Source organism: Pseudoxanthomonas sp. Soil82 (assembly GCF_040446535.1).
Lineage (GTDB): Bacteria > Pseudomonadota > Gammaproteobacteria > Xanthomonadales > Xanthomonadaceae > Pseudoxanthomonas > Pseudoxanthomonas kaohsiungensis.
In genome coordinates this window covers 335,223-351,160 of sequence record NZ_JBEAAK010000005.1, presented here as the reverse complement: position 1 = coordinate 351,160, position 15,938 = coordinate 335,223, and the positions used below count along the sequence as shown (strand labels likewise).

General features: G+C 68.8%; 12 protein-coding genes. 9 read left to right on the top strand and 3 right to left on the bottom strand.

Translation table 11 applies throughout. The features are described from left to right. Positions 1 to 33: 33 nt before the first annotated feature. The gene (gene iolG / locus ABKA19_RS15350; RefSeq protein WP_353689636.1) at positions 34 to 1,011 is read right to left on the bottom strand and encodes an inositol 2-dehydrogenase; all 978 of its coding nucleotides are present in this window, start codon (positions 1,009 to 1,011) and stop codon (positions 34 to 36) included. Between the two features lie 10 nt (positions 1,012 to 1,021). Then, a complete protein-coding gene (gene iolG, locus ABKA19_RS15345; protein ID WP_353689635.1) occupies positions 1,022 to 2,008 on the bottom strand; it encodes an inositol 2-dehydrogenase in 987 nt (328 codons plus the stop codon). A 139-nt stretch (positions 2,009 to 2,147) separates the two neighbouring features. On the opposite strand from iolG (ABKA19_RS15345), the gene ABKA19_RS15340 reads away from it, so the two are divergent. The 9 genes from ABKA19_RS15340 to ABKA19_RS15300 all read left to right on the top strand — a co-directional run bounded on the left by ABKA19_RS15340 (position 2,148) and on the right by ABKA19_RS15300 (position 13,843). Next, positions 2,148 to 3,029 (top strand): MurR/RpiR family transcriptional regulator, encoded by an 882-nt coding sequence (locus tag ABKA19_RS15340; protein ID WP_353689634.1) that lies wholly within the window; start codon positions 2,148 to 2,150, stop codon positions 3,027 to 3,029. A gap of 87 nt (positions 3,030 to 3,116) precedes the next feature. Continuing rightward, the gene (locus tag ABKA19_RS15335) at positions 3,117 to 5,042 is read left to right on the top strand and encodes a bifunctional 5-dehydro-2-deoxygluconokinase/5-dehydro-2-deoxyphosphogluconate aldolase (RefSeq protein WP_353689633.1); all 1,926 of its coding nucleotides are present in this window, start codon (positions 3,117 to 3,119) and stop codon (positions 5,040 to 5,042) included. 8 nt (positions 5,043 to 5,050) lie between these two features. Then, positions 5,051 to 6,895: a 3D-(3,5/4)-trihydroxycyclohexane-1,2-dione acylhydrolase (decyclizing) gene (gene iolD / locus ABKA19_RS15330; RefSeq protein ID WP_353689632.1), complete on the top strand. Its 1,845-nt coding sequence runs from the start codon at positions 5,051 to 5,053 to the stop codon at positions 6,893 to 6,895. After that, the gene (gene iolE, locus ABKA19_RS15325; RefSeq protein ID WP_353689631.1) at positions 6,892 to 7,782 is read left to right on the top strand and encodes a myo-inosose-2 dehydratase; all 891 of its coding nucleotides are present in this window, start codon (positions 6,892 to 6,894) and stop codon (positions 7,780 to 7,782) included. Before iolD ends, iolE begins: the two co-directional genes overlap by 4 nt. Next, on the top strand, positions 7,779 to 8,588 hold the full coding sequence (gene iolB / locus ABKA19_RS15320) for a 5-deoxy-glucuronate isomerase (RefSeq protein ID WP_353689630.1): 810 nt from the start codon (positions 7,779 to 7,781) through the stop codon (positions 8,586 to 8,588). The genes iolE and iolB overlap by 4 nt, the downstream gene beginning before the upstream one ends. Before the next feature lie 21 nt (positions 8,589 to 8,609). Then, entirely contained in the window at positions 8,610 to 10,109 is a 1,500-nt protein-coding gene (locus ABKA19_RS15315; RefSeq protein WP_353689629.1) for a CoA-acylating methylmalonate-semialdehyde dehydrogenase, read from the top strand. 62 nt (positions 10,110 to 10,171) lie between these two features. Next, positions 10,172 to 11,515 carry an MFS transporter gene (locus tag ABKA19_RS15310; protein ID WP_353689628.1) on the top strand — a complete coding sequence of 448 codons (1,344 nt, stop codon included), beginning with the start codon at positions 10,172 to 10,174 and terminating at the stop codon, positions 11,513 to 11,515. Between the two features lie 40 nt (positions 11,516 to 11,555). Next, positions 11,556 to 12,374: an inositol monophosphatase family protein gene (locus ABKA19_RS15305; RefSeq protein ID WP_353689627.1), complete on the top strand. Its 819-nt coding sequence runs from the start codon at positions 11,556 to 11,558 to the stop codon at positions 12,372 to 12,374. Then, positions 12,371 to 13,843 carry an alkaline phosphatase D family protein gene (locus ABKA19_RS15300; protein WP_353689626.1) on the top strand — a complete coding sequence of 491 codons (1,473 nt, stop codon included), beginning with the start codon at positions 12,371 to 12,373 and terminating at the stop codon, positions 13,841 to 13,843. The genes ABKA19_RS15305 and ABKA19_RS15300 overlap by 4 nt, the downstream gene beginning before the upstream one ends. Here ABKA19_RS15300 and ABKA19_RS15295 read toward each other — a convergent pair. After that, a complete protein-coding gene (locus tag ABKA19_RS15295) occupies positions 13,809 to 15,848 on the bottom strand; it encodes a TonB-dependent receptor plug domain-containing protein (protein ID WP_353689625.1) in 2,040 nt (679 codons plus the stop codon). The genes ABKA19_RS15300 and ABKA19_RS15295 overlap by 35 nt on opposite strands. Positions 15,849 to 15,938 lie beyond the last annotated feature (90 nt).

The window sequence follows — 15,938 nt, the reverse complement described above, 5'->3', positions numbered from 1 at the left end:
GGTCTTTTCATTCCGGCCAATGCAGCCTGCGATTCAGGGCTGCACGACCTTGCCGGTGCGGGCCGATTCGGCGGCCGCCTCGGCCAGCGCCAGCGCGGCCACGCCGTCGACATAGCCCACCGAAGGCGATGCGCCGTCGAGGATGTCGGCGAAGTGCTCCATCTCGCGGCGGTACGCCTCGGCGTAACGGTCCAGGAAGAAGTTCTGGAAGCGATCGGCCGCCGCGCCGCCTTCGCCCCAGACCTGCACCGTGGATTCGGTGACGTTGTCGGCGCGGACCATGCCGGCCGAGGCATAGGCCTCGATGCGCTGGTCGTAGCCGAAGCCCGAACGCCGGCTGTTGGAGATCACGCACAGCTTGCCCGACGCGGTGCGCAGCAGCGTGCGCGCGGTATCCACGTCGCCCAGCTTGCCGATCTCCGGATCGACCAGGCAGCTGCCGCTGGCGAACACCGCCACTGGTTCCTCGCCCAGCAGCCAGCGGGCCATGTCGAAGTCATGGATCGCCATGTCCTTGAACAGGCCGCCGGAGATGGCGACGTAGGCCGGTGGCGGCGGCGAGGGATCGTTGGAGGTGATCTGCAGGGTTTCCAGGCTGCCGACGCTGCCGCCGTCCAGGCGCGCCTTGAGCGCCTGGAAGTTCGGATCGAAGCGGCGGTTGAAGGCCAGCAGCAGGCGCGCGGCGGACAGTTCGCGCGCCGCCGAACGCGCCCGCGCCAGGTCCTGGTCGATGGGCTTCTCGCAGAACACCGCCTTGCCGGCCGCGGCGGCACGCAGGCTGTATTCCAGGTGCGTGTCGGTGGAGCTGGCGATGATCACCCCGGCCACGGCCGGATCGGCCAGCGCGTGGTCCAGGGTGGTGACGGCGGTGTTCCACTCGGCGGCCAGCGCCTGCGCGGCCGCGTCCACCGGATCGACGACGCCGGCCAGGCGCAGGCGCGGATTGAGCGCCGCGTTGCGGGCGTGGATGCGGCCGATGCGGCCGGCGCCGATCAGGACGATGTCATGCATGGCGGTTCCTTCAGAGGAGGACGGGCGCGCCGGAGCGCACGGATTGCTGGCAGGCTTCGGCCAGCACGAGCGCGGCGATGCCATCGGTGTAGCCGACCTGCGGCTGCGCCTGGCCGCGCAGGACGCTGGCGAAATGATCCAGCTGCAGGCGGTAGGCCTCGCCATAGCGGCGCGGGAAATCGGGCTGGATCGGCGCACCTGCGGTGCCGCCCTCGGTCAGCGCCAGCACGGTGTCGGCCTGGACGTTGCCGGCCACCAGCATGCCGCCCGAGCCGCAGGCTTCGATCCGCTGGTCGTAGCCGTAGCCGCTGCGGCGGGTGTTGGAAATCACGCAGAGCCGGCCGCTGGGCGTGCGCAGCAGCGTGCGTGCGGTGTCCACGTCGCCGAGCCTGCCGATCTCCGGATCCACCAGGCAGCTGGCCAGGGCGAACACTTCGCTGGGATCCTCGCCCAGCAGCCAGCGGGCCATGTCCAGGTCGTGGATGGTGAAGTCCTTGAACAGGCCGCCGCTGGTGGGAACAAATCCAGGGGGCGGTGCAGCCGGGTCGTGGTTGACGATGTGCAGCGTCTCCAGCCGGCCGATCTCGCCGGCGAGCAGGCGCTCGCGCAATGCGCGGAAGTGCGGGTCGAAGCGCCGGTTGAAGCCGAGCTGGAAGCGGGTGCCGGCGAACTCCGGTGCCGCTTCGCGGACCTTGTCCAGGTCCAGGTCGATGGGCTTCTCGCAGAACACCGCCTTGCCGGCTCGCACCGCGGCCAGCGCATGCTGCAGGTGCTGGTCGGTGGAGCTGCAGACCAGCACGCCGGCCACGGACGGGTCGGCCAGGGCCTGTTCCAGCGGGGCGATCTGTGCATCGAAGCGGCCGACCATCGCCGCGGCGGCCTCCGGGCGGGGGTCGATCACGTACTTCAGGCGCAGGGCGGGGTGGGTGGCGGCATTGGTCCCGTGGACCTGCCCCATCCTGCCGGCGCCGATCAGCGCCACATCGATTCGCTCCACAATGCCCTCCACGGCGCCGGATGCAGCGAATAGAATATTTGTTCTTTTTTGGAATGCAAATAGAATTTACACTGTCCGCAGCGAGCGACCGTCCTTCCGGGTCGCTCCTGACCCCCGCACAGCCGCAAGGAGCCCCCGCATGACCCAGCGCACCGTCCCGCCCGCGACCGCAGAGGAACTGCGCTCGGCGATCCTTGAGCAGTATGAGGGCCTGAGCAAACGACTCAAGCAGATCGCGCGCTACGTGCTGGACGAGCCAAGCGCGGTGGCGCTGGAGACGGTGGCGGTGCTGGCCGAGCGCACCGAGGTGCAGCCCTCGGCGATCGTGCGCTTTGCCAAGCACTTCGGTTTCGACGGCGCCAGCCAGATGCAGCGGTTGTTCGTCGACGGCCTGCTCGGCAGCGCCCAGCAGGGCTATGGCGAGCGCGTGCGCGAGTTCACCCAGGCGGTGGACAACAAGGCCGTCGGCGATCCGGGGCAGGTGCTGGCCGAGTTCGTCGAGGGCAACACGCTGGCGCTGGAGAACCTGGCCAAGATGGTCAGCCGCGACGAGCTGGCCCGCGCGGTGAAGCTGCTGGTCCAGGCCGAGACGGTGTTCATCGCCGGCTTCCGCCGGTCCTTCGCGGTGGCCTCGTACCTGGCCTATTCGCTGCACCAGGCCGACAAGCGCACGGTGCTAATCGACGGGATCGGCGGCATGGCGATGCAGCAGGCCCATGCGCTGTCCCCGCGCGATCTGCTGGTCGCGGTCAGCTATCACCCCTATGCCGAGGAAAGCGTACAGCTGGTGCACGCGGCCGCCGACCGCGGCTGCAAAGTGCTGTCGATCAGCGACAGCCTGGTCAGCCCGGTAGCCAAGCCGGCGACCCAGGTGCTGCAGGTTCGCGAGGCGGAGATCCGCAAGTTCCGCTCGCTGTCGGCGTCGATGTGCCTGGCCCAGGCGCTGGTGATCTCGTATGCGTTTGCCACCACTGGCGGCGGCGCGCCGGCGGGGAGCGGGAAGAAAGCCCGTAGAAAATGAAACGAATGTTGCGTTGTTCTAAAAAATAGAATATACGTTACACGTGTCGTGGCGATGGTCGCCGCGCACGGGCAAGGGGCGGTCTGCATGGCGGCGGAGCGACAACTGGACCTGATCACGATCGGCCGGTCCTGCATCGACCTCTATGGCGAGCAGATCGGCGGACGCCTGGAGGACATGACGTCCTTCGCCAAGTACATCGGCGGCAGCCCGACCAACACCGCGGTCGGCGCTTCGCGCCTGGGCCTGCGCAGCGGCCTGCTGACCCGCGTCGGTGCGGACCACTTCGGCCGCTTCATCCGCGAGCAGCTGGCGCGCGAAGGCGTGGCCACCAACGGCGTGCTGGAAGACCCTTCGCGGCTCACCGCGCTGGTGTTCCTTGGCATCCGCGATCCGGACACCTTCCCGCTGATCTTCTACCGCGAGAACTGCGCGGACATGGCACTGGAAGGGGCCGACGTGGACGAAGCCTTCATCCGTTCGTCGGGCGCGGTGCTGATCAACGGCACCCACCTGTCGCGCGACAACGTGTTCGAGGCGTGCCTGCGCGCCTGCACGATCGCCCGCGCCAATGGCGCGCGGGTGGTGTTCGACATCGATTACCGGCCGGTCCTGTGGGGGCTGACCCGCAAGGACATGGGCGAGAACCGCTTCGTCGCCGATGCCGGCGTCACCGCGCGCCTGCAACAGGTGCTGCCGCTGTGCGACCTGATCGTGGGTACCGAGGAAGAGGTGCACATCCTCGGTGGCACCACCGACACGATCGCCGCGCTGCGCGCGATCCGCGAAAAATCCGACGCGCTGCTGGTGTGCAAGCGCGGCCCGCTGGGCTGCGTCGCCTTCCCCGTGCAGGTGCCCGATCGCCTGGAACAGGGCGTGGTCGGCCGCGGGTTCAGCGTGGAGGTGTTCAACGTGCTCGGCGCCGGCGATGCATTCATGGCCGGCTTCCTGCGCGGTTGGCTGCGCGACGAGCCGCTGGAGCAGTCGTGCAGTTACGCCAATGCCTGCGGGGCGATCGTGGTGTCCCGGCACGGCTGCTCGCCGGCGATGCCGACCTGGGACGAGCTGCAGCAGTTCCTGGCCAGCGCGCATCCGCATCGTCTGCGCGATGACCTGGCGCTGGAGCAGACCCATTGGGCGACCACGCGTGTGGGCGACTGGCCGCACCTGACCGTGCTGGCAATGGACCATCGCAGCCAGTTCGAGGCGCTGTGCGAACAGACCGGCGCCGACCCGGCGCTGATTCCGAACTTCAAGGCGCTGGCGCTCAAGGCGGTCGATCGCCTGGCCGGCGGCGATTCCGGTTTCGGCCTGCTGCTCGATGGCCGTTTCGGCATGCGCGGGCTGGAAGCGGCGGCCGACCATCCGTACTGGATCGGCCGGCCGATCGAACTGCCAGGCTCGTGCCCGCTGGAATTCGAGAGCAGCCCGGACGTGGCGACCGAACTGTCGACCTGGCCGGCCAACCACGTGGTCAAGTGCCTGGTGTTCTACCACCCGGACGATCCGGCCGACCTGCGCGAGCGCCAGGAGCGCCAGCTGCTGCGCCTGCACGACGCCGCGCGCCAGACCCGGCACGAACTGCTGGTGGAGATCATCGCCTCGCGCAATGGCGCGGTGGACGATGCCACCGTCGCCCGCGCCATGCAGCGCATGTACGATCTGGGCATGCGCCCGGACTGGTGGAAGCTGGAGCCCAACGACAGCGCGAACGCCTGGCGCAACATCGAAGCGGTGATCGCCGCCAACGATCCGCGCTGCCGCGGCGTGGTGCTGCTCGGCCTGTCGGCGCCGGAAGACGAACTGATCGCCTCGTTCCAGGCCGCCGCTTCGGTGCCGGTGGTCAAGGGCTTCGCGGTCGGCCGCACGATCTTCGCCGATGCCGCCGAGCGCTGGCTGACCGGGCAGATCGACGACGAGGCCGCGATCGAAGACCTGGCGCGCCGCTTCAGCGTGCTGGTCGATGCCTGGCGCGCGGCCAAGGCGAACCACGAAGCCCCGTTGACGGCATGAGCAACCTCATGGACACGATCCGACTCACCGCCGCGCAGGCGACCGTGCGCTGGCTGGCGGCCCAGCAGGTGGAAGTCGACGGCGCACGCATGCCGTACTTCGCCGGTGCCTGGGCGATCTTCGGCCACGGCAATGTCGCAGGCCTGGGCGAGGCGCTGTACGCGCACCGCGATGTGCTGCCCACCCTGCGCGCGCACAACGAGCAGGGCATGGCGCACGCGGCGGTGGCCTATGCCAAGCAGATGCGCCGGCAGCGGGCGATGGTGTGCACCAGCTCGATTGGTCCGGGTGCCACCAACATGGTGACCGCCGCGGCGGTGGCCCACGTCAATCGCCTGCCGGTGCTGTTCCTGCCCGGCGATGTCTACGCCAGCCGGCGTCCGGATCCGGTGCTGCAGCAGATCGAAGACTTCGCCGACGCCACCGTATCGGCCAACGACTGCTTCCGCCCGGTGTCGCGCTATTTCGATCGCATTACCCGTCCCGAGCAGATCCTGGACGCGTTGCCCAAGGCGATGGCGGTGCTGCGCGATCCGGCCGCGTGCGGTCCGGTGACCCTGGCGTTCTGCCAGGACGTGCAGGCCGAGGCGTTCGACTACCCGGTGAAATTCTTCGAGCCGCGCCTGTGGCCGACGCGTCGCCCCACGCCGGATGCCGCTGAACTCGACGCCCTGGTCACCGCGATCCGCATCGCGAAGCGACCGCTGCTGGTTGCCGGTGGCGGCGTGCTCTACAGCCTGGCCGAAGGCGAGCTGGCCGCGCTGGCCGATGCCACTGGCTTGCCGGTCGCCGAAACCCAGGCCGGCAAGGGCGGGCTGCCCTGGAACCATCCGCGCAATCTCGGCTCGATCGGCGTCACCGGCTCCAGCGCCGCCAACGGCGCCGCGCAGACGGCCGACCTGGTGGTCGGCCTGGGCACGCGCCTGCAGGATTTCACCACCGGCTCGCGCAGCCTGTTCCCGGACGCGCGCCTGTTCCAGGTCAACCTGCAACCGTTCGATGCACACAAGCATGGCGCGCTCCCGGTGGTGGGCGATGCGCGCGTCGTGCTCGCCATGCTGCGCGAGCGGCTGGCTGGCTGGCGCGTGGCGCAGGACGTGCATGACGCCGATGCCGGCGCACTGGCGCGCTGGAACACCGACGTGCAGGCGGCCACAGCTGGCGCCAACGATATGCTGCTCCCCAGCGACGCGCAGGTGATCGGCGCGGTCCAGGCGAGCGTGGACGACGACGCGGTGGTGGTCTGCGCCGCCGGCGGCCTGCCGGGCGAGCTGCACAAGCTGTGGCGCTGCAGCCGTCCCGGTGGCTACCACCTCGAGTACGGCTACTCGTGCATGGGCTACGAGATCGCCGGCGCGCTGGGCGTGAAACTGGCCCAGCCCGATCGCCAGGTCGTGGTCATGGTCGGCGACGGCAGCTACCTGATGATGAATTCCGAGCTGGCCACCTCGGTGATGCTCGGCCTCAACCTGGTCGTGGTGGTGCTGGACAACCGCGGCTTCGGTTGCATCAACCGATTGCAGCACGCCACCGGCGGAGCGGGGTTCAACAACCTGCTGGCCGACAGCGCGCACGAGACGCTGCCGCGGATCGATTTCGCCGCGCACGCGCGCAGCCTGGGAGCCGATGCCGAGCACGTGGGGACCCTCGGGGAACTCCGCGCGGCACTGGAGCGCGCGTGCGCGGCGGACCGCACACACGTGGTAGTTATCGATACCGACCCGCGCAAGACCACCGAAGCCGGCGGCTGGTGGTGGGACGTGGCCGTACCGGAAGTTTCCGCGCGGCAGGAAGTCAACGATGCGCGTCGCGCCTACGAGGCCGGCGCGCGCATGAAACGGGACCTGTCATGAGCATACGTTTTGGTGTCAGCCCCATTGCCTGGGCCAACGATGACATGCCCGAGCTGGGCGGTGACACGCCGCTGGAAGACATCCTGCGCGACATCCAGGAAGTCGGCTTCGAGGGCGTGGAACTGGGCGGGAAGTTCCCGCGCGATCCAGCCACCCTCAAGGCGCTGCTCGCGCGCTACAAGCTGGACCTGATCGGCGGCTGGTACAGCGGTTCGCTGCTGGTCCAGGACGCGCAGGCCGAGATCGCCGCGATGCAGGATCACCTGGCCCTGCTCAAGGCGCTCGGGAGCACCGTGTTCGTGTTCGCCGAAACCAGCAACGCGGTCCATGGCAATCGCGGGGTTGCACTGTCCGACACGCCGCGGCTGCCGGCAGCGGGCTGGGTCGAATTCGGCCGACGCCTGACCCAGGTCGCCGATTACGTGCAGTCCCACGGCATCAAGTTCGCCTACCACCACCACCTGGGCACGGTGGTCGAGCGCGGCGAGGACCTGGACGCGTTCATCGCTCACACCGGTCCGTCGGTGGGCCTGACCGTGGACACCGGGCATGCCGCATTGGGTGGCATCGATGCGCTGAAGGTGATCCGCGACTATCCCGGCCGCGTGGCCCACGTGCATTGCAAGGACGTGCGCGGCGCGACCTTCGACAAGGTCGTGCAGGACCGTGCCAGCTTCCTCGATGGCGTGCTGGCCGGCATGTTCACCGTGCCCGGCGATGGCGGCCTGGATTACGCGCAGGTGATGACCGAGCTCAAGCGCATCGGGTACTCGGGCTGGATCGTGATCGAGGCCGAGCAGGATCCGGCGCTGGCCGATCCGCGCACCTACGCCGAGCTTGGCCTGCGCACGCTGCGCAACGAGGCATCCAAGGCGGGTCTGCAATGAACGCCTCGCTGCGTGTGCGCCCGCATGCGCCGGCCGCGGACGGCACGGTGCTGGCGGTCACGCCAGCCAGCGCGGGCTGGGAGCATGTCGGCTTCCGCGTGGTGAAGCTGGACGACGGTCATTCGTATTCCGGTGGCGAGCCGGGCAGGGAGGCCTGCCTGGTGCTGGTGGCCGGCAGCGCCGATGTCGTCGCCGGCGACAGCCGCTTCGGCGCACTGGGCGGTCGCGCTTCGCCGTTCGAGGATCGCGCACCGGGAGCGGTCTACGTGCCCGCCGGTGTCGCTTACACGGTCACCGCGCGCGGCGCGGTCGAGCTGGCGGTGTGTACCGCACCGGGCAATGGTGAGGGCAAAGTCCGCGCGATCGATTCGGCGCGCATGTCGCGCGAAACGCGCGGCGGCGGCAGCAACACCCGCTACGTGCGCAACATCCTGCCCGAGGGCGAGCCGGCGCAGAGCCTGCTGGTGGTGGAGGTGATCACCCCCGGTGGCCACTGGTCCAGCTATCCGCCGCACAAGCACGACACGGCCACCGTCGGCGAGGAAACGCTGCTGGAGGAAACCTATTACCACCGGCTGCAGCCGCCGCAGGGTTTCGCCTTCCAGCGCGTGTACACCGACGACCGCTCGATCGACCAGACCGTGGCGGTGGAGGACGGCGATGTGGTGATGGTGCCGCGCGGCTACCACCCGGTCGGCGCTCCGCACGGCTACGACCTGTACTACCTCAACGTGATGGCGGGGCCCGAGCGCCGCTGGATCTTCCGCAACGACCCGGCGCACGACTGGATCGTGCGCAAGGGCTGAACCAGACAAGGCAGGCAAGGCATGCGCAGCATCGACCATTTCATCGACGGACGCCGCGTCCCCGGTACCTCCGGCAGGTATGGCGAGGTCTTCGATCCCAACAGCGGCCAGGTACAGGCGCGCGTGGCGCTGGCCAGCGCGGCGGAGCTGGACCGCGCCGTGCAGGGCGCGGTCGCCGCCCAGCGCGGCTGGGCCAAGGTCAACCCGCAGCGCCGCGCGCGGGTCATGTTCGAGTTCAAGCGCCTGCTCGAGGCGAACATGGACGAACTGGCGGCGCTGCTGTCCAGCGAGCACGGGAAGGTGCTGGGCGACTCGCGCGGCGACATCCAGCGCGGGCTGGAGGTGATCGAGTTCGCCTGCGGCATCCCGCACCTGCTCAAGGGCGAATACACCCAGGGCGCGGGCCCGGGCATCGACGTGTACTCGATGCGGCAGCCGCTGGGCGTGGTCGCCGGGATCACACCGTTCAATTTCCCGGCGATGATCCCGATGTGGATGTTCGGGCCGGCGATCGCGGCCGGCAACGCGTTCATCCTCAAGCCGTCCGAGCGCGATCCGTCGGTGCCGGTCCGTCTGGCCGAGCTGATGATCGAGGCCGGCCTGCCCGAAGGCGTGCTCAATGTCGTGCACGGCGACAAGGACGTGGTCGAGGCGATCCTCAAGCATCCGCAGGTCCGCGCGGTGAGTTTCGTCGGTTCCTCCGACATCGCCCAGTCGGTCTATTCGCTGGGCGCTCAGAACGGCAAGCGCGTGCAGTGCATGGGCGGGGCCAAGAACCACGGCATCGTCCTGCCCGATGCCGATCTGGACCAGGCCGTGGCCGACATCCTCGGCGCCGCCTACGGCTCGGCCGGCGAACGCTGCATGGCGCTGCCGGTGGTGGTGCCGGTGGGCGAGGCCACCGCGCAGGCGCTGCGCGAGAAGCTGGTGGCGAGGATCCCGGCCCTGCATGTGGGCCCCTCCACCGATCCGCAGGCGCAGTTCGGGCCGGTGGTCACGGCCGCGCATCGCGCGCGCATCGAGCACTACATCCAGATGGGCGTGGACGAAGGTGCCGAACTGGTGATCGACGGGCGCGGCTTCCGCCTGCCCGGCCACGAGGACGGCTTCTTTCTCGGCGCCAGCCTGTTCGACCGGGTCACCGACACGATGACCACCTATCGCGAGGAGATCTTCGGCCCGGTGCTGCAGATCGTGCGCGCCGACAGCTTCGAGCAGGCGCTGGCACTGCCCAGCCGGCACCAGTACGGCAACGGCGTGGCGATCTTCACCCGCAATGGCGATGCGGCGCGCGAGTTCGCCGAGCAGGTCGACGTGGGCATGGTCGGCATCAACGTGCCGATCCCGGTGCCGGTGGCGTACCACAGCTTCGGCGGCTGGAAGCGCTCGGGCTTCGGCGACCTCAACCAGTACGGCCAGGATGGCGTGCGCTTCTTCACCCGGACCAAGACCGTGACCCAGCGCTGGCCGCGCGGTGGCGCGGTGGCCGACCAGAGTTTCGTGATGCCGACCATGCGCTGAGTGAACTTGCCTGGCCCTGTGCGCGGGCCGCGCACGTCGCCATGCATTCCTGGGAGGGGAGCGTGACGGGATTCCTGAGGTTCTTCGCCACCGGCGCCGATCGCGCGCCGCTCGACGACAGCAGCCAGATCACCCAACTGTTCCGCAAGCACCGGTTCCGGGTGATGCTCGCCATCACCCTGGGCTACGGCCTGATCTACACCTGCCGCCTGGCGCTGGGCGTGGTCAAGAAGCCGCTGATCGATGCCGGCGTGTTCTCGCCGGCCGACCTGGGGATGATCGGCTCGGCGCTGTTCTACACCTATGCGATCGGCAAGCTGACGAATGGCTTTCTGGCCGACCACGCCAACATGAAGAGGTTCCTGGCCTTCGCCTTCATGATGACGGCGTTGTGCAACCTGGCGATGGGTTTTGCGACCACGCTGTGGTTGGCGGTGATGCTGTGGGGACTCAACGGCTGGTTCCAGAGCTTCGGCGCGCCTGGCGGCGTGGTGGCGATGACCCACTGGTTCTCCAACCGCGAGCGCGGCCGCGCCTACGGCATCTGGAGCACGGCGCACTCCATCGGCGAGGGCCTGACCTTTCTGGTGGTGGGCGTGGCGGTCAGTTCGCTGGGCTGGCGCTGGGGCTTCTGGGGGCCGGGCCTGATCGGCCTGGTCACCGCGCTGGGCTGTTACCTGCTCATCCAGGATCGGCCGGGCACGCTGGGGCTGCCCAACGTCAACGACTGGAAGCAGGACCGCTACGATCAAGGCAACAAGCCGGGCATGAAGTCGGTGCTGGCCCTGCAATTGTCGATCCTGAAGATCCCCGCGATCTGGGTGCTGTGCCTGGCCAGCGCCACCACGTACGTGACCCGATACGCGATCAACTCGTGGGGAATCCTGTACCTGCAGGAAGCGCGCGGCTTCTCTTTGCCGGCGGCCGGCACGTTGCTGATGACCAGCACGCTGGCCGGCATCGTCGGCGCGCTCGCGTTCGGCTTCATTTCCGACAAGTGGTTCGGCGCGCGCCGTCCACCGGCGAACCTGCTGTTCGGCGTGCTCGAGCTGACCGGGCTGTGCCTGTTCTTCTTCGGCCCCAACACCATGCCGATGCTGGTCCTGTCGATGCTGCTGTTCGGCATGGGCCTGACCGGCCTGGTGACTTCGCTGGGCGGTTTGTTCGCGGTGGATATCGCGCCCAAGCGCGTGGCCGGCGCGGCGATGGGCGTGATCGGCATCTTCAGCTACATCGGCGCGGCGGTGCAGGAGCATGTCTCCGGCTCGTTGATCGAGCGCGGCATGCAGGTGACCGATGGCGTGCGCACCTATGATTTCGGCCCGGTGATCTGGTTCTGGATCGGATCGTCGGTGGTTTCCATGCTGCTGGCGGCCAGCCTGTGGCGTACCCGCTTGCGCGACTGATCCGTTGCGCGGCTGAACGGCGATCGAGGCGGATGAAGTGATGGATGACGTGTTGCAGGCTTCCGACGAACTGAAGGCGATGATCCAGGCCGCGCAGGCGGCCGGCGCCGGATTGCAGGCGCATTTCGCACGGCTGTCCGAGCTGGGCGTGCGCGCCAAGAGCGGCCCGGCCGACCTGGTCTCCATCGCCGACGAAGAGGCCGAGCGCACCACCCGCGCGATCCTGGCCCAGGCGCGCCCGGATTACGGCTTCCTCGGCGAGGAGGGCGGCACCTTCGGTGGCGGCGACGCGCGCCATCTGTGGATCGTCGATCCGCTCGACGGCACCACCAACTTCCTGTTCGGCAATCCGCTGTGGGGCGTCAACGTGGCCCTGGCCCGCGACGGCCAGGTGATCGCCGGGGTGACCTGGCTGCCGATGATCAACGAGCTGTATGTGGCCGAGCAGGGCAAGGGCTGCTGGCTCAACAGGCAGCGGATCCATGTGTCCAACCGTGGAAGCCTGATCGAGTCGGTGCTGGCCTGCGGCATACCGTTCGCAGGCAAGCCCGATCATCCGATATTCGCCCGCGAGATGGCGCTGCTCAGCGCCAATGTCGCCGGCATCCGCCGCACCGGTGCCTGTGCGGTCGATATGGCCTGGGTTGCGGCCGGGCGCTGGGATGCCTACTGGGAACGGGCGCTCAATGCCTGGGACATGGCTCCGGGCGTGATCCTGGTGCAGGAGGCGGGCGGGGTGGCCACCGCGGTGGACGGATCGCCGCTGGACCTGCACGGCCAGAATGTGTGCGTCTCCAACGGCGCGGTGCATGGCGTGCTGATCGAGGCGCTCAACCAGGCGCGGGACGGCCACGCATGAAGGTTTCCCGACGCGGTTTCGCCAAGCTCGGCGGCCTGGGTGGCCTGGTCGCGCTGTTCGGTGCCTGGCCGCGCGCGCAGGCCGAAGCGATCGGCTATCCACGCGCGCTGCAGGGGCCGATGGTCGGCGCGCCAGGTCCGGACCACTTCAGCGTGTGGGTGCGCGCGAGCGGCCTGTTCGACGTGACCCTGGAATATTCGACCGATCGCGACTTCGATACGTTCGTCACCGGCCCCACGGCGCGCGCGCGCGCCAGCGACGAGGGCTGCGTCGTCCTGCGCGCCACCGGCCTGAAGCCCGGCACCCCGTACTGGTACCGGCTGCGCTTCGATGGCGAGCTGGACCGCTTCCAGCCGCTGCCGCACCGCACCCGCACCGCGCCGGCGGGCGCGGCCGATTTCAGGATCGCGTTCGGCTCGTGCTGCCGGCTGCAGTACGACGCCGACCAGCGCATCTGGAATGCGGTGCGCGCGCTGGAGCCGGACATGTTCGTCTGGCTGGGCGACAACATCTATTCCGACAGCGACCAGGTCTCCACCATGGTCGACCTGTACGGCCGTGGCCGGGCGGTCGAACGGCTGGAGCCGCTGCTGCGCTCCACCCCGCAGCTGGCGACCTGGGACGACCACGACTTCGGCTTCAACGACTCCGACGGACGCAGTCCCTTTAAAGCCGAGTCGTTGCGTGTGTTCCGCAGCTTTTGGGCCAACCCGTCCTACGGCGAGGCCGACAATCCCGGCGTTTACTTCAAGCAGCACTACGGCGGCGTGGATTTCTTCGTGCTCGACGGGCGCTACCACCGCGACCCGACCGACCAGGTCGACGATGCGAACAAGACCATGCTCGGCGCCCGCCAGAAGGCCTGGCTCAAGCGCGAGCTCAAGGCCTCGCGCACGCCGTTCAAGGTGCTGGCCATCGGCGGCGGCTGGTCGTCGGCGGAGAACGAGGACGGCGGCGATTCGTGGGGCGTGTACCTGACCGAGCGCAACGAGATCTTCGACTTCATCCGCGACGAGAACATCGGCGGGGTGGTATGCATCTCCGGCGACTCGCACATGGGCGAGCTCAACTGCATCCCGCGCTCGGAGCAGGGCGGCTACGACATCTACGACATGTGCTCCTCGCCGCTGGCGCAGATGCCGGCCAACAAGAACATCCGCCAGGTACCGGAAGTGCGCGTGCGCGATACCTGGACCCGCTCGGTCAACGTCGGCCTGATGCGCTTCGACATGACCGGCGATACGCCCACGCTGACCTACGCGCTGTACGACGTGATGGGCGAGCCGGTGTGGGATCCGCTGGTGCTGACCCCGGCCGACCTGCGCAATGGCGTGCGCACCTGGGACCGCAAGTCCGATCCCAAGGAGCTGGAGCGGCTTGAGCGCTTCCGCCAGGGCAAGGGTTATTACGGTTTCGATCCGCCCGAAGGCTGGCCTAACCGCCCACACTACGACGGATCGTCAGACTGACCGTTCCGGGCGAGACGCGCTTGCGCAGTTCGGTGTCGGATACCGGGCCGTTGGCGCGGGTGTCGTCCCAGTTCCAGCGCTGCTCGCGGAAGTCGCGGCCGAACAGGTCGGTGACCTCCGCGCGCAGCCGCCAGTGCTCGCCCATGCGGTGTTCGGCGAACAGGGTCCAGCCGGCATCTTCCGATTCGCGGGTGACGCGGTCGTAGCGGTACTTGGTTTCGCGCTCGCCCAGGTGTTCGAGCAGGATGCCCCAGTTGAGCTGCAGCGAAGCCACTTCCTGGGTGAACTCGATCTCGCCTTCGAACGGCTTTTCCTCGGAGATTCCGCGCGCCTGGCCGGTCACCGGATCGGTGACCTGGCTGGTGCGCCACAGCGCGGTGGTGCGGATGCGCGCGTTCGGCAGCACGGCCACCGGCACCGACAGGTCCAGTGACAACGTGTCGCGGCGCCCGTCGCCGATGTTGCCGGGCGCATCGAAGATCTCGTCGCCCTGCTGCACCAGCACCCGGTCGACCACGTCGCTGATCCGGTCGTGGATCCAGCCCAGGGTCACGGCCGCGTCCTCGCTGAAGTGGTGCTCCCAGGAGAACGCCGTGCGCCAGCTGCTGTCCGGCTTCAATTGCGCGTTTCCCGCGCTGACCGTGCCGCCTTCCAGCGAAGCCGATGCGGCGAAGTCGGAGAAATCCAGCTGGCCCACTTCGCGCGAGACCGACAGGCGCCACTGGTTGGCGTCGTCCGGATTCCAGCGCAGCGCCACGCGTGGCTTGGGATAGGTGAAACGGCGTTCGAGATCCTCGTCGCCGGTCTGGGCCAGGTCCGACTTCTCCTGTCGCATGCCCGCTTCCAGCGTCCAGTCGTCGGCCGGCTGCCAGGTCAGGCCCATGGCCGCTTCGATGCGTCGTTCGGTCACACGCACCCGCGAACCGGGCACCTCTACTACCTGGCCGTTCTCCAGCAGGCGATTGTCGCGCTCGAGGAAATTGTCGGCACCCTCGATGCTGGCGTTGAACGCGAGCGTGTCGGTGGCCGCGTGGGTCAGGTCGAGGCGGACGATGGATTCGCCGCTGCGCCCGTCCTCGTCGAAGCGCTCCTCGTCGTCGCCCTCGAACGACTCCTCCACGTTGTCGATGTCGGCGCGTTGCCGGCTGGCCATCATCTCCAGCGTGGTGCGGCCGCGCATCTGCAGCACGTAGCGCGCGCCCAGCTCGGTCTCGCGGTAGGTCTCGCGCTCGCGGCTGACCTCGTCGTCCCCGTCGCCGCCGCCGCTGATCGTGCCGTCGGTGTCGGTGTACTCGGCGCGTGCCGCGCCGACCAGGCTCAACTGGCCTGCGCCGATCGGCCGCCGCCAGCTCGCGCTGGCTTCTTCCTTGCGCTTGGTGGTGCGCGTATCCCAGTCGCTGCGCACGATGTCGCTGCCGACCTCCTGCTCCACGATGCTGCCCTTGCCGGTGTCGTCGTCCAGTTCCGGTTCCAGCTTCAGGGCCAGGTCCAGTGCCTGCTCGTTCCATCGGCGGCCGTATTCCAGCTCGCCCTGCGGTGCGGTCCAGCCGTTCGGGGACGCGATCATGCCCGCTTCCAGCGCCAGCTCGGTGCTGGCCGCGCTGCGGCGCACGACATTGGCCAGCACCGGATAGCCGCCCATGTCCACGCCCGGCGTGCCGGCCTGGATCAGCTCGATGCGCTCCACCGACCGCGCCGGGATGCGCTTGAGCAGCCCGGACAGGCTTTCGCGCTTGCTGGTGGGGCGGGTGCCATCGAACAGCACGTTGCCCGAGGCGCCGGCATAGCCGCGCACGTCGGCATCGGCCTCGACCAGGGTGAAGCCGGGCAGGCGCAGGACCATGTCGTAGGCATTGGCCGGTGCGGTGTCGCTGAAGTACTCAGGGGGGTACGCGCTGCGCCCGCCCTGGCCTGACGCAGCGGTCTGCGCATGCGCCGGGGGTGCGAATGCGGCCGCCAGCAGCAGGCATCCGTGCACGAGGGTGTGTGTCCTGTTCTGGCGCATGTCCGGCCGATTCCCCGAAGAATGCCCGGCAGGCTAGACTGACCTCGCTGACATGCCGTCGACTGCGCATGTCAGGTCGTTGTCAGGAAG

Coding starts and splice junctions, on each gene's coding strand:
- iolG (WP_353689636.1), bottom strand. CDS start 1,011: ATGCATGACATCGTCCTGATCGGCGCCGGCCGCATCGGCCGCATCCAC.
- ABKA19_RS15335 (WP_353689633.1), top strand. CDS start 3,117: ATGGCGGCGGAGCGACAACTGGACCTGATCACGATCGGCCGGTCCTGC.
- ABKA19_RS15295 (WP_353689625.1), bottom strand. CDS start 15,848: ATGCGCCAGAACAGGACACACACCCTCGTGCACGGATGCCTGCTGCTG.
- iolE (WP_353689631.1), top strand. CDS start 6,892: ATGAGCATACGTTTTGGTGTCAGCCCCATTGCCTGGGCCAACGATGAC.
- ABKA19_RS15300 (WP_353689626.1), top strand. CDS start 12,371: ATGAAGGTTTCCCGACGCGGTTTCGCCAAGCTCGGCGGCCTGGGTGGC.
- iolB (WP_353689630.1), top strand. CDS start 7,779: ATGAACGCCTCGCTGCGTGTGCGCCCGCATGCGCCGGCCGCGGACGGC.
- ABKA19_RS15315 (WP_353689629.1), top strand. CDS start 8,610: ATGCGCAGCATCGACCATTTCATCGACGGACGCCGCGTCCCCGGTACC.
- ABKA19_RS15305 (WP_353689627.1), top strand. CDS start 11,556: ATGGATGACGTGTTGCAGGCTTCCGACGAACTGAAGGCGATGATCCAG.
- ABKA19_RS15340 (WP_353689634.1), top strand. CDS start 2,148: ATGACCCAGCGCACCGTCCCGCCCGCGACCGCAGAGGAACTGCGCTCG.
- iolD (WP_353689632.1), top strand. CDS start 5,051: ATGGACACGATCCGACTCACCGCCGCGCAGGCGACCGTGCGCTGGCTG.